This is a genomic window from Paenibacillus sp. FSL W7-1279, from assembly GCF_037969845.1.
GTDB lineage: Bacteria > Bacillota > Bacilli > Paenibacillales > Paenibacillaceae > Paenibacillus_AQ.
In genome coordinates this window covers 4,733,582-4,747,753 of record NZ_CP150215.1, presented here as the reverse complement: position 1 = coordinate 4,747,753, position 14,172 = coordinate 4,733,582, and the positions used below count along the sequence as shown (strand labels likewise).

Below are 14,172 nucleotides of genomic sequence, written 5' to 3'. Positions count from 1 at the left end.
TTGTCTAACAACCTGAAATTCAACATCCGCAGCAAGATCGTAGTCGGATATTTAATGATATTATTATGTCTTGGAGCTTTTCTCTGGATTGTATCAGACCGCATCTCTTCACTACAGCAAGAGGCGGATTTTATAGAGAAGCATGATATCGAAGTACATAATCTCACGCACGAAATCGAGAAGAATTTACTTGAAATGGAAACCGGTCAGAGGGGGTATGTCATAACAGGGGATGATACCTATCTGGAGCCTTTCAATCAAGCGCTGTCGTCTTGGCAGATTAACTATAACAAGCTGTACAAGCTTGTTAGCGATAATTCGGAGCAAGCCAATCATCTTGAAAATATTAAGGAGAATATCAAGGAGTGGATTACCAACGCCGGTCAGCCTGCTGTCCAATTGAAGCAGCTTGGTCAGGATGAGGAGGCTCTTCATTTCTTTATTAACGATCCCGGTCAGCAGGCCATGAACTCGATTCATGAGCTGTTCCTCTCGTTTCGAAGCAAGGAGAGAGAACTGACAACCAGCAGGATCGAAGAGATGAAGGAGAGCAATACCCATTTATTGTATACGATGTATCTCCTGTGGGCGGGAGCAGCGCTGATTACCATATGTGCAGCTTTGGTGATATCGAAGAGCATTGTAAGGCCGATCACGCAGGTAACTCATATCATCTCCGATATTGTCAAAGGCGGGAACCTCTCCCAGCGGATTCATGTGCGATCCAATGATGAGGTCCGCCAGTTGGCGGACACAACCAATGAACTTCTTGCACAGGTCGGCAGGCAGAACTGGGCCAAGGATCATATTTCGGTTATGTCGACGCTTCTCCAATCATCCGATCGCGTGGAGACGGCCGTACAGTTTTTCATTCATAAGCTGGCTTTGATCATGAAGCTGCCGTACGGTGCCGTTTTTATAAACCGGGGCGGATCGGAACTGGTAAAGGCAGCTGCTTTTGCTGATCCGGACGGTGAGCCTTGGAATAAGGTCAGAGATCGTTTTTTGCCAGGAGAAGGTTTGGTGGGACAATGCATGCTGGAACAGCGCATGATTATTCTGGACGATATACCACCTAACTATGTGCGAATTGAGTCGGGGCTGGGTGATGCTGAGCCTACCACGCTGCTTCTGGCGCCCGTTATGTTTGAAGGACAAGTTCTGGGTGTGATTGAATTGGCCAAGTTCAAACCATTTGACGAGCTGGAAATTCAGCTGATCGAACAACTGAATTTTCAGCTTGGGGTAACATTGAACTCGATTCAAAGCAAGATGGAAATCCAGCAATTGTACCATGAATCCCAAACGCTGAATGAGGAGCTTCAGAGTCAGACCGAAGAGCTGCAGGCGCAGACCGAGGAGCTGCAAACCCATTCTGCGGAAATGTATATGCTGAACGAACGATTAGGAGCCCAGAAGGAAGCCGCATTAATCGCGGCCAGCGAATTGGAAAAATACGCGAAAGAGCTGGAGAAGAGTTCGAAGTACAAGTCTCAATTTCTGGCCAATATGTCCCATGAACTGCGGACACCGCTGAACAGCATGTTAATTCTTTCCCAGATTTTAGCTGAGAACAAGCAAGGGAACCTGACGGAGGAAGAGCAGCATTACGCTTCTGTCATTCATAATTCAGGCAGTGAATTGCTGAATTTAATCAACGATATTCTCGATCTGTCTAAGGTTGAGGCCGGTAAGATGCAGATCGAAATGGACTTGGTTAATTTGACTGAGCTTCCAGAACTGATGGAAGGCTATTTCTCTAAAAGCGCGGAATCCAAAAATCTGGAATTTGAAATTGAGATGGCCGACGACTTGCCTGACATGATATACAGCGATGGAATGCGGCTTCACCAAATTCTGCGTAATCTGCTCTCGAATGCAATTAAGTTTACGGAGAGCGGCAGCGTTAAACTACGGGTGAAAAAGATGAATTCCATTGTAACCTCGGATTTCGCGATCAGTGGAGACGTCATTGCATTTTCCGTTGAGGATACTGGCATCGGGATTGCTGCAGAGCATCTTCAACCGATCTTCGAAGCGTTCCAGCAAGGCGAAGAGACTACAGCCAGAAGATTCGGGGGGACTGGTCTCGGCTTATCCATATCGCTGCATTTGGCGAAGCTGCTTGGCGGGTATATTACCGTGGAGAGCGAGGAAGGAATCGGCAGCACGTTTGTTTTATATTTACCGTTGCTAACGGAATATGGCACCAATGAAAGTTTGTTTATGCTGCCTGAAGTGGCTGCCACCTCAAGCAGCGCCGGTTGGAGTGATCTCCCAATGGAGGCATTCGACATGGAAGTAACCAGCCGATTGGAGCACAAAACCGTATTGATCGTGGATGATGATATCCGGAACGTATACGGTTTGACCAACGTGCTGGAGAAACTTCAGATGACCGTGCATACAGCCCAGAACGGGTTCGAATGCTTGGAGCTGTTATACAAGCATCAAAGCATCGATGCGGTGCTGCTGGATATGGTAATGCCGGAAATGGACGGAGTCGAAACGATGAAGCGGATTCGCGAGAACCCGGAATGGGCGGAACTCCCCATCATCGTGATGAGCTCCAACACAATGAGAGATACGGATCAGTTTATAGCAGACGGCGCGAATGGATATCTGCACAAGCCCATTCATATCCAAGAAGTGATCCATGCGTTACAACAATGGATTGGGGCTTGAGGAGATTTTTTTACCCGTTGCGGCAGCTTAGCATATTGTCGTAATGTCGTATGTTGACGAATGCAAGCCAATTGTTTTATGATGGATTCATAGCAGGAACATATGACGGCGTGTTACCTTAACAGGGCATGAGCCAAGAAGAGACAGCTTTCACATGGGGTCTTTTCTTGGCTTTTTTAATGTTTTGGAGGAATCGGTAAGCAGCATTTCTTCGTATATGAATCCTTCGCCGTTTCTCTGATTAAACTTAAAGGAAAGGGGGAAGTTAATGAGCGGGATCGAGTTGTTTACAGTCGTACGTGTTATTGGTAACAATGTCGTGATGGTCACAGGCGGTAAGAAAGAATCGGAATATGTCATCCTGGGCAAAGGGATTGGCTTTGGCGTCAAAGCAGGCGGAACGATCGCTTCGGACGATAAGCGGATTGAGAAGCTCTTCAGGCTTGAGGATCGGGAGCAGTGGAGTCAAGCTCACCATCTGCTGGAAGAATTTGATCCACTGGTGATGGAGATCACGGATCAGATACTCAATCTCATTGGACAAGAATTTCCGGGCACATTAAATGATAAGGTGTATCTGGCGCTTCCAAGCCATATCCAGTTTACGATATACAGAATCCGCAAAGGCATGGATATTATTAATCCTTTCCTTGAAGAGACCCGGATCAGCTTCCCAAAAGAATATGATATCGCAGCCAAAGCAGCGGAATTGATCGGCCAGACCTTCGATATCGAAGTTCCGGAGGATGAGATCGGCTTCTTGACCTATCATGTGTATTCCGCCGTCAGCCATGTGCCCGTAGGCCATCTGGTGAAGGCATCGAATGTGGTGGGAAACCTGGTAAGGTATATTGAGGAGGATCGGCAGGTCGCTTTTGACCGGGGAAGCATGGATTATGTCCGTCTTCTGATGCATTTGAGGTTCTCGGTAGACCGGATGCTGAATCAAGACATCCAAGTGGATAATCCGTTCGCGGACCAGATCCGCTCCAAGTTCACGAATGAATATGGTCTGGCTACACGTCTCGCAGGCATGATGGAGAAAGAACTCGGCAAGAAAGTACCTGAAGCGGAGGTCTGCTTTCTAGCGATGCATCTATATCGGCTCTTCACAGGCCGGCTACAACAAAAGAATCAACCCAGGGAGGAATCTTAACATGTTTGATCGTTGGAAAAAGAAAAAAACTGCTACTGCTATTCAACTCACAGCACCATTGTCGGGTAAAGCCGTGCCTTTATCGCAAGTGCCGGATGAGGCATTTGCTGCTGGTCATATGGGCAAAGGCATAGCCATCGAGCCTTCCGAGGGCAAATTAATTGCGCCTTTTGACGGGACGGTTGCGCATGTCATCAAATCCAAGCACGCCGTGATGCTGGAGGATCCGGCGACCGGTCTGCAGTATTTGTTCCATATCGGGATTAATACAGTCGGTTTGAAAGGCGAAGGTTTCACAAGCCATGTTCAAGCAGGCGATCAGGTGAAGTCGGGTCAGACGCTCATCGAATTCGACATGGCCGCAATCCAAGCCGCAGGTTATCCGACGATTACCCCGATCATCGTGACCAATGCGGATGAGGTGGCTTCCAAGGTTGACGGTCAGACCGGCAGTGTCGTGATCGGCCAGGATCCTGTCATGACCATTGAATTGAAATAATTCAATTCGCTAGGCGAATGATTTAAACATTGGTTATTGACAAAACAGGAAGTCGTGAATTAAGATAACAACATCAAATGAATACGTTTTAAGGCGTGTTACCATAAACATGGGCATGAGCCAAGAAGAATCAGACTATAACTTTTATAGTCACCGTTCTTCTTGGCTTTTTTTGTTGGATTGTAATCATGATGGCATCCATGCCGCCTTAAAATGATGAATATATGTACGACCAAGGAGGAGGATTTTCTGAGTCTTTTTGTTCCTTGAATGGAAGGGAATAAATGGTTATCCATTCGACGCATTATGTAAACGGTTTCAGTAAAAAGCTAAATTATTGAAGTTGAAAGGATGATTGACATGCTGGCTAAATTGCAAAAGCTGGGTAAGTCCCTTATGCTGCCGGTGGCCACCTTGCCTGCTGCAGGGATCTTGCAGGGGCTTGGAATGATCGACTATCAAAAAGATATACCTTTGGGTGCCCTAGGCGCTTTTCTAAATCAATATGTAACTCCGTTCATGACCTCTGGTGCCCTTGCGATTCTGGATAATCTGCCGTTTATCTTTGCGATCGGCGTTGCAATCGGGTTCGCCGGAGACGCCGTTGCGGCTCTATCTGCTCTTATTGGGTACATGGTGCTCACAAGAGTGCTGGAACAAGTACCGCTGCAAATGCCGTTTATACCAGATGACGTGAAGCTGAACATGGGCGTTCTTGGCGGTCTCTTTGTCGGTATGTGGTCCGCATACCTGTATAATAAATTCCACAAGATTAAAATGCCGGATTGGCTGGGCTTCTTTGCGGGTAAACGCTTCGTTCCGATTATCACAGCAGCCTCCACCATGGTGCTTGCGGTTCTGATCGGTATGATTTGGAGCCCAATTCAGGATGGCATTTCCGTCTTCGGCAACTGGGTTGTCGGCCTTGGAGGCATCGGATCCTTCATTTTCGGTACCGCCAACCGCTTGCTGATCCCTCTGGGTCTTCACCACGTATTAAACTCCATCGCATGGTTTCAGATCGGCGATTACACGAATGCCGCGGGCGAAGTCGTGCACGGTGACCTATGGCGTTTCTTTGCTGGAGACCCGACGGCTGGTATGTTCATGTCCGGTTTCTTCCCGATCATGATGTTTGCGATGCCGGCTGCGGCGCTGGCCTTTATGCATACCGCCAAGCCGTCCAAACGCAAGCTCGTCGGCTCCATCTTTATCGGTTCGGCAGTGGCATCGTTCCTGACGGGAATCACCGAACCGCTTGAATTCGCGTTCATGTTCATAGCACCTGTATTGTATGTGGTGCATGCGATTTTAACAGGGCTTTCCGGATTGATCATGTATGTGCTGGATGTGCATTTGGGCTTCTCGTTCTCGGCGGGCCTGATCGACTACCTGGTGAATCTGAAGCTGTCTACCAATGCTTGGCTGCTTCTCCCGGTTGGTTTGGCTTTCGGAGTCGTTTACTATCTGCTGTTCAGAATCCTCATCGTCAAGCTGAACTTAAAAACGCCTGGACGCGAGGAAGACGACGACGTGGATACGATTTCTGACGATGCCGATGCTGATACAGATGCCCCGTCCCCATCCGGCGCAGCATCCAATGAGTCCAAGGCGGCCAAGGTGCTGCAAAACATCGGCGGAGAAGATAACATCGTCAGCGTCGATGCTTGTATCACACGCCTTCGTCTGGTTGTTAAGGACGAGAAGGCCGTGAAGGATTCGGAGCTCAAAAAGTTAGGAGCATCCGGTGTCATGCGTCTGGGTCAAGGTGCGGTTCAGATCGTATTCGGACCGCAGGCGGAATCCATTAAGGACGACATCAAGGAAATTATGAAGAAATAAAGAAACGACAAAAAGAAGCAGGCCGATAAAGGTCTGCTTCTTTTTGTTGTTTTCACACTTCAGGTATATGCAGCAGTTCATACACCCGCGTTCATCGGTTCAAGCTTTTGCGCTGTCCCCAATATCGGAGGTTGACGTCAACTTCAAGCTCAAGAGGCGTTTCATCATTAATTTCCTTTTTCTGATCCACTAGTTTCTTCCAGAGCTTCGGATCCGTTCGGTACAATTGGAGACATAACTCGTACGGATCCGCTTGTATCAATGCTGCTTTATGGAAGGTATTATGCATTTCTTTTCGCAGGGTCTCTTCTGTTAAGCGCTTCATTTCATTAATTCCAACCTTCTTGTACATTGTCTGTACCGTCCCGGTTACGTTGAGCTTGATTCGATATGAAGCATCGTTGGGTCTGCGGATAACTTCAATCGAAGAGTGCGGGTTCTCCAGTCTTATACTCCCGATGGCTTCGCCATCCGTCTTAACGATGACGGCAGCGTGAGTATTAGCCGATGCTAACCAGCGGGTCCCCAGCAGATCGGAACGTTTGAGCCAGCCCATCAATTCCTTGTTCTTGATCAGAAATCCGCCGTTGACTTCCAGAATCGGATGCTGCTTCAGATTTTCCGACCAGTTCTGCGATGAAATATGAAGGGAAGGCAGTATAACGGTGGCGGCTTTTTCCCGGTAGAGACGAATAAAGTTCACGAATTGAATCGGACGAATAAACGAGAATTGGACATAGCTTTCCCTGGGTTCATGAAGGAGCGAATGCAGGGGGGAGAGCTGAAAGAACGGAGACACCGTAAAGAGATCCTCCATTTTATCCTTGGTGCCGTAAAGCCATTTCGTATACCGGATTTCCTGCGAACGGTTGGTCAGGTCGAACACTTGGGACAACTGCTTAGGTTGTAATACGGATTCCGTAAGAACCAAGGCCGTGACATGGCCCCAAGAGACCCGCTGCTGACTCGATGTATACAAATCAATAAGGGCCTCAGTCAATGTGGTGCCGGTTCCTCGGCCGACCCAAATGGGCGCTTTTTCAGTTGGCTTGCTGCTTTCTTGCTTGGCAATCGTGGCAAAGTCGAGCATCTGCACATAGATGATATACTTATTGTCCTTATAATCGATACCCAAAGCGGTGATATAGTTGATATCCTGTACTTCTTTGTTGTCCCAGCAGCCGGAGAGCAGCAAAGACAGCATACTCAGGAGCATCAATACCCGTTTCATAGCGCGCCACCCTTTTTTCGCTTACCCGGAAATCGCATGAGGTTTCCAATGATTTTGGAAATGGAGAACGGGGAGAAGGGGGCAAGGTACGGCTGTCCGAAGGGATTATGGTTGGCTGCATACTGAACGATTAAGAAGAGCGAAATGAAGAAGCCGAATAACCCGAACATCGAGGAAAGGGTTAGGACAAAAAAGCGAAGGATCGTCTGCGTGACAACAAAATCCTGGTTGGAGTGGGTGGAGCCCGCAACGAAGGATAGTGCACCAATCACCGTCATCGTCGGGGAAAAGAAACCGCCCCGAATGGCGGCGTCGCCGATAATGATACCGGATACAACCGTAATGGTTGACGCGATGGGAGACGGCATCTGCATGCCGGCTTCTCGCAGCAGGCTGAGCAGAAACAGGATGATGAGCATCTCAAACCCTGTTGGAATAGGAAGCCCGAGCCTGGTGTTTGCCACGGTTGCCAGCAGCGGAAAGGGGATTTGATCCTGATGAAAGGACAACAGCGTTATATAGAATCCTGGAAGGAAAATGGAGATTATGAATCCAACCATTCTCAGAATTCTCCAGGGCATGACGAAATAAAACGGCATTTGCGGATCCTCTGCAGCAAACAGGAGCTGCATGAAGCTGGCAGGCGCAATCAATAGCACGGGGCTTCCCTGCATAATGATGATTAATCGGCCGCGAGTTAAAGAGTCGTAAGCTAGATCCGTTCTCCCCGTATAATCGAACATCGGGAGCACCGTGAAGCGATATGGCGACAAATGCTCGGCAAGCTCGCCGATGCCCACGGGAGGATCCCCGGAGAAATCATTGAGTTTATCTACGATTGCCTTGACAGTCTCCGGTATCACCTTGTCCTTTAAGTACATGATGCCGACAGAGGTTTTACTCTTATCGCCCAGCTTAAAGGAGGAATAGACAAGGCCGGGAGATTTCAGCCGTTTGCGAATAAGCGATACATTGATATCCAGATCCTCGACAAAACCGTCACGAGGTCCTTTGACAGAGGTTTCTGTAGTACTTTCTTCAGGTGCACGTCCAATACTTTTACTTGCGCTGTAAGAATAGAGCATGTTGCCCTTTGGAAAATACAACGCAACATAACCAGAGTAAACAATGTCATCGACCGACTCCATGTTGGACTCGTATATGTCAAGGGTAAGATGATATTCCAGATGTTTTGGATCGAACGGTTGTCTTTGGGAAACTGCCATATTCCATTCTTTACTGATAACAGGCAGCAGAATTTTGGACAGCAGTTGTGAATCGCACATTAACGGACTGTAAACTAGGATCGCCCATGGCAATAAATCGCCTTCCTCACCCGGATAAGACGTAATGTATACGTCATCGGAATCGGTATAACGGTCTCGAAGTTGTTGTTCTGTCAAGGTCATGATTGAGGATCTCCTTTCGCTGAAGTGGATTTCTGTGATTGCTGTTGTTGCTCGGGCTTGCGGATCAGGAAGAACAGCAGCAAACTTAAGACGGTGTTATAGATAGCGGATGCCGGCAAAAAATAGTCGGCCATCGCATAATACATTTTGAGATTGCTGATCGGGGAGGCGCACAAAATAATGAGCAGCGTGGAAACGGCTAATATGCCGACACTTTGTTTGGACTTGGGAAGCAGGGTTTCGCAGAGCATAAAAATCGAAATCGATATCGAGATGTAAGCACCGCTAAGCCATTGAAAAATGGATAAAAAATCGACATGCTCCACGAATTTGCCTAACTTAACGAGACGCCACTGTTCATAGGCAGGATACCGCTGAAGCTTCATTTCTTCCGGACCAAATTCGGCAAGGCCTCCGACGGTGGGTCCGAACGTCAGGAATATGAGGACGACATGGATGAGTAGGATCGTAAGAAAACTAGGCTTTTTCTGAAGATGGGGACGCAAGAATAATATCAATATAAACTGGGATAGCCCTCCGAACATAACGGGGATCCCGCTTATCACCGGCAGGAAGCCGTCCTCCAGCACGGGCAGCAGATAGTTATAGTTTTTTACTTTAACGTTGGATAAGGATACGAAGATCCCCAGCAATACAACAAAAGGAAGCAATATGCCGGCGGATACGCCGATGGTCTTTATGCCGTGATTCATAGTGACAAGACATAACACCATGAGTATCAATGCCGTTGCAATGACGGGAGTTTGGATCATATAGGAGGACTTTGTCCAATCGATAACTTCCTTCAAGGTATAGAAGGCAAAGGCGAAAAAATACAAACCTGACATACTCATCACCAGCAAGCGGAACCCTCTGCCGCTGCTTTCGTCTAACGCCTGCATAATGGAACGATTGCCGATCTTATTGATGATCCCGTAAATAAGCAGAACCCAGGGCAAGAATAATACGGCGGACACCATAATGGTGATCCAGGCATCCCGTCCTGATTTCTCCAGAAGCACGGGTATGATCATGACATGATTGGTCAAGCCGGCCGTAAGCATCATAATCATAAACGCCTGATTCGTTGGAATACCGCGAGCTCCTGACATGTGTGATCCCCCAATTCAGCTTTCTTCCCGTTTATGGTTCACGGAGAACAACCAAAATATGCGAGAGAACCCAGCAAGAGGTTAGGACATAGCATTCTGTTTTTCCAAAAAGGTATTTTTAGGTCGGCCGCCTTGTACATAAAGCACGGACGTTCCCTTCATAATAAGGAAAGTTTTGAACGAACCATAACAATATTCTGGAGGATTGAGCCGTGAACAAAGGGGCGAAGACGGAGGCAGGGAACTTGAAATGGTGGCAGCTATCGCTGCTGGGGGTTGCATCAACGATCGGCACAGGGTATTTTCTCGGATCTGCATTAGGTATCCGGCTGGGAGGACCGGCTTTTCTTCTATCGATAATACTGGCGGCGACAGCCACCTTCTTCGTATTCGATGTGCTGTCGCGGATGACGGCCGAGGACCCGCAGAAGGGCTCGTTCCGAACCTATGCCAAAAAAGCCTACGGCCGGTGGGCAGGCTTCTCAACAGGATGGATGTACTGGTGCTCCGAAGTGTTGATCATGGGGAGCCAGATGACGGCGCTTGCGATTTTCTCGCGGTTTTGGTTTCCCGGCGTTCCGATGTGGATATTTGCGTCAGGTTATGCCGTATTGGGACTGTTTGTCATATGGATCGGGAACAAAGGCTTCGACCGGCTGGAGAATGTATTGGCTGTAATTAAGGTCGCCGCGATTGTTATGTTTCTCGTCATTGCAGCCGCCGCCTTGATGGGGTGGTTAAAAGGAGGATCGAAGCTGCACGTTCCTGGCAGCCTGAACGCAGTTTTTCCGGCAGGCGGCATGGGCATGTGGTCGTCCTTGATTTTTGCGTTTTATGCCTTTGGCGGAATTGAAGTCATGGGGGTCATGGCGATTCGCTTGAAGAATCCGAAGGAAGCACCCATAGCGGGTAGAGTGATGATACTGCTGCTATCCATCGTATACGTTCTTTCTATTGGCATGGCGGTGATCATGGTAGCCTGGAATCAATTCTCAACGACGAAAAGTCCCTTTGTTGTCGCGTTAAGCTCTTACCAGCTTCCTTTTATTCCGCATATCTTTAATGCTGTATTGATTATAGCCGGTTTCTCGACCATGGTTGCCTCGCTGTATGCAGTGACCACGATGCTCGTTACGTTATCCGAAGATAAGGACGCTCCCAAGCTTTTTTCCAGGAAAAAGTTTAAGCGGGATACGCCCATATATGCACTTTCCCTTACAGCTATCGGATTGATTGTATCCATTGTGTTGTCTTTGCTCATGCCAGGCAAGATTTATGAATATTTAACGACCGGTGCGGGACTTATGCTGCTGTATAATTGGTTCTTCATCCTCATATCGGCGGGCCGGCTTATAGAGCTTACGGTTTGGGGCAAAATCAAAAGGTATATCGGGATGCTATTGATTGCGGCTGCTGTCAGTGGGACCGCGCTGCATCCCACAAGCCGCCCGGGGCTCTGGATCAGTCTCGGATTTATCCTGGTAATCGGCCTGGTCGTGCTATTCATGCGCTCCGTGTGGAAGAAATCCGGGCAAGGCCGCGCGAGAGAGGCGGACAAGCCCAAGTTCCGTCCCAAGCCGGCCCGTTAGAATATGAGCGGATATAGCAGGGCAAGAGCCCGAATTCCAAAATAAACGCCGAAGATAATCAACGAGAGTCCGGAAAGAATGGAGACCAGGGAGAGGGCTCTATTGCTCAGATATCGGCGGAATACACTGCCGAGGGCTGCCATAAACAAATCCCATATCACGACTCCCGCGATCACGGCCACGCTGTAAAGAAACAGATTTCCGGATCCCTCGTCCGCCGCAGTTTTGACGAGAATGGAGCCGTAGATACCGAGCCAGAATAGGATTGTCATCGGATTGGATACGGACATGAGAAACCCGGAGAGCATACTTCTCCATAATGAATCCTCATTACTTTCTTGGCTGATCGTCACTTTATTGGCATTTAGGATGCTTTCCAGCCCGGAATAGATAAGTACAAAGGCACCGAACAGCCACAGGAAGGTCTGCATGAAAGGCGTATTCAGAAAGTGCACAACGCCCAGGTACACAAGGATCATATAAAGGATGTCCGCCAGGACCGCACCGATGCCGAATAACCATGCATGCCAAAAACCTTTCTTGATCCCTTTGTCGAGCTGCGCTGCATTGACCGGGCCTACGGGGGCTGATAGAGAAAGTCCCAGAATCATGTAGCTAATAAAAATACTCATTGACTTCCACCTCTCGTCATGAACATGGATAAGTAAGAAAGCTTGTACTCTCATGCTCATACATTGTATTCAGCACGTGGACAAACTAAAACTTAGAATTGGAATTTTTTTCTGTCAGGTAACCGACTAACAAACCGCGCAGCTCACTCTGCGCGGTTTTGTTTGGATTCGATTATTTGGTAGGATATAGATTGGTATTAGAAAGCAGATTTCTCAGCATTTCATATCATGAAGAAGGGGGCCATCAAGATGAGTCATCCATTTCGGATTACGGTATTGTCAGACACCCATATGCCAAGAAAAGCGAAAGAGCTCCCAGCCTCGCTACTTGAAGATATAAGGCATTCGGATCTTATCCTTCATGCCGGTGACTGGTCCAATTGGGAGCTCTATGAACAGCTTAGTCAATATGCCACGGTGGAAGGCGTAGCCGGAAATGTGGACGATGAGCGGATCATCGAACGTTTAGGTTACAAGAAGCTGGTCGAAATCGGAGGGAAACGCATCGGTATGGTGCATGGGCACGGACAAGGAGGAACAACGCCCTCCCGCGCAAGGAGGGCTTTTGCGGACACGGAGGTGGATTGTATCTTGTTCGGTCACTCCCATATCCCGTTTAAAGAACATGTGCAAGGGGTGCTGCTCTTCAATCCCGGTTCCGCCACGGATAAAAGGCGGCAGCCCCGGTACTCCTATGGAAGGATGCTCATCGAGAACGGAATACTGGAGGCGCATCATGTTTTTTACGATCAGAAGTAAGTGTATATGAAGGCATTGGCAAAATCAGTAAGGGGTTGCCTGCTTTTGAAATATCCCGCTTGAGGTTAATTAATAGAAGTCCCCGATATGGTAAATCATGTGGATGAGAGGATTGTTATGTTAAAGGAAGAAAAGCATGAGCGTGTAATTCAGGTGGGCCTGTCCGGATGGGGAGATCATGACAAGCTGTATGATGAAGGGGCGAGGCCTTCGGACAGGCTGGAAATGTACAGCCGGCATTTTCCCCTCGTGGAGATGGACAATTCGTTCTATGCCATACCGTCACCGGAACAAATGAATAAGTGGGCAGCTGCCGTACCAGACCACTTTGGTTTTATTGTAAAAGCCTATCAAGGCATGACAGGTCATGCACGCGGCCAGGGCAAGGACAGATATCCCAGCGTCAAATCGATGTTTGATCATTTGCTCACGTCAGTTGAGGAATTGCGGGCTGCGGACAAATTAAGGACCGTTCTGTTTCAATACCCGCCCTGGTTCGGGTGCGAACGCAAACACGTGGACATTCTGAAGCGTACGCGGGAGTGGATGAAGGATGTGCCCGTAGCCCTGGAATTTCGGCATCAGAGCTGGTATGCGCCGGAGTTTCGGGAGAAGACGCTTGAGTTTATGCGAAGCGAGGGCTGGATTCACAGCATAGCCGACGAGCCGCAAGCAGGCATAGGATCCGTACCGGTCGTGCTTGAGACAACCAGTACGGAGGCTGTGATGGTCCGGATGCATGGACGTAATGCCGAAGGGTGGCACTCCAGCGGTCAGCCCAATTGGCGCGAAGTGCGATATTTATACCGTTACAGCTTAGAGGAATTGGAGCAGTGGAAGGTATGGATCGAGCAATTGCTTGAGAAGTCGAAGCAGTGCTGGATTATATTCAATAACAATTCGGGAGGCGATGCTTCCGATAACGCCAAACAGCTTCTCCAGCTGATGGGGATGGATACCGGAGCTGAACCTCTGCGGCAGATGGACTGGCTGGAAGTGGATATTTTTTCTGATTAATGACTTTAATTGGAACCCTATACAGAGAATTGGGTGGTTCGTGGACAAATCGTCAATAAATTGACGCAAATTCATCTGTTTCTGAGATCATTATTATATATAAAGGGTATTTTCGGTATTGAGGCCAAGTGTATTATAATGTAATCGTAAGAAAACGTTTATTTAATGTAAAATGCAGTACGTAAAATGTAAAATTAGAAATTCCGTCCTTGAGCAATCAAAATAATCTGACGGAGGGAGT

The 14,172-nt window shown here is 48.2% G+C and carries 11 protein-coding genes; 7 read left to right on the top strand and 4 right to left on the bottom strand.

The window, feature by feature from the left end; all coding sequences use genetic code 11:
- From MKY82_RS21095 to nagE, 4 genes are all read left to right on the top strand, one after another.
- Nucleotides 1-2,685, top strand: a complete 2,685-nt coding sequence (locus tag MKY82_RS21095) for a CHASE3 domain-containing protein (RefSeq protein WP_339294295.1) — start codon at nucleotides 1-3, stop codon at nucleotides 2,683-2,685.
- 268 nt (nucleotides 2,686-2,953) lie between these two features.
- Nucleotides 2,954-3,841, top strand: a complete 888-nt coding sequence (locus MKY82_RS21090) for a transcription antiterminator (protein ID WP_220684651.1) — start codon at nucleotides 2,954-2,956, stop codon at nucleotides 3,839-3,841.
- A 1-nt stretch (nucleotide 3,842) separates the two neighbouring features.
- Nucleotides 3,843-4,340 carry a PTS glucose transporter subunit IIA gene (locus tag MKY82_RS21085; RefSeq protein ID WP_071220222.1) on the top strand — a complete coding sequence of 166 codons (498 nt, stop codon included), beginning with the start codon at nucleotides 3,843-3,845 and terminating at the stop codon, nucleotides 4,338-4,340.
- 360 nt (nucleotides 4,341-4,700) lie between these two features.
- A complete protein-coding gene (gene nagE, locus MKY82_RS21080) occupies nucleotides 4,701-6,182 on the top strand; it encodes an N-acetylglucosamine-specific PTS transporter subunit IIBC (protein ID WP_220684653.1) in 1,482 nt (493 codons plus the stop codon).
- Nucleotides 6,183-6,273: 91 nt separating this feature from the next.
- Here the strand turns inward: nagE and MKY82_RS21075 are convergent, their stop codons facing one another.
- Genes MKY82_RS21075 through MKY82_RS21065 form a run of 3 tightly spaced genes read right to left on the bottom strand, consistent with a single transcriptional unit; the run spans nucleotide 6,274 to nucleotide 9,934 of the window.
- A complete protein-coding gene (locus MKY82_RS21075; RefSeq protein WP_220684654.1) occupies nucleotides 6,274-7,413 on the bottom strand; it encodes a Ger(x)C family spore germination protein in 1,140 nt (379 codons plus the stop codon).
- Nucleotides 7,410-8,822 (bottom strand): spore germination protein, encoded by a 1,413-nt coding sequence (locus tag MKY82_RS21070; protein WP_220684655.1) that lies wholly within the window; start codon nucleotides 8,820-8,822, stop codon nucleotides 7,410-7,412. Before MKY82_RS21070 ends, MKY82_RS21075 begins: the two co-directional genes overlap by 4 nt.
- Nucleotides 8,819-9,934: an endospore germination permease gene (locus tag MKY82_RS21065; protein WP_220684656.1), complete on the bottom strand. Its 1,116-nt coding sequence runs from the start codon at nucleotides 9,932-9,934 to the stop codon at nucleotides 8,819-8,821. Before MKY82_RS21065 ends, MKY82_RS21070 begins: the two co-directional genes overlap by 4 nt.
- Nucleotides 9,935-10,146: 212 nt before the next feature.
- On the opposite strand from MKY82_RS21065, the gene MKY82_RS21060 reads away from it, so the two are divergent.
- Nucleotides 10,147-11,523, top strand: a complete 1,377-nt coding sequence (locus tag MKY82_RS21060) for an amino acid permease (protein ID WP_339218236.1) — start codon at nucleotides 10,147-10,149, stop codon at nucleotides 11,521-11,523.
- On the opposite strand, the gene MKY82_RS21055 is transcribed toward MKY82_RS21060, so the two are convergent.
- Nucleotides 11,520-12,155, bottom strand: a complete 636-nt coding sequence (locus MKY82_RS21055) for a LysE family transporter (RefSeq protein ID WP_216531952.1) — start codon at nucleotides 12,153-12,155, stop codon at nucleotides 11,520-11,522. The two genes, MKY82_RS21060 and MKY82_RS21055, sit on opposite strands and share 4 nt — an antisense overlap.
- Nucleotides 12,156-12,404: 249 nt before the next feature.
- Between MKY82_RS21055 and MKY82_RS21050 the strand changes: the two genes are divergently transcribed.
- Nucleotides 12,405-12,914: a metallophosphoesterase family protein gene (locus tag MKY82_RS21050; RefSeq protein ID WP_220684658.1), complete on the top strand. Its 510-nt coding sequence runs from the start codon at nucleotides 12,405-12,407 to the stop codon at nucleotides 12,912-12,914.
- Nucleotides 12,915-13,031: 117 nt separating this feature from the next.
- Nucleotides 13,032-13,931, top strand: a complete 900-nt coding sequence (locus MKY82_RS21045) for a DUF72 domain-containing protein (protein ID WP_339294294.1) — start codon at nucleotides 13,032-13,034, stop codon at nucleotides 13,929-13,931.
- The last annotated feature ends 241 nt before the right edge of the window (nucleotides 13,932-14,172 follow it).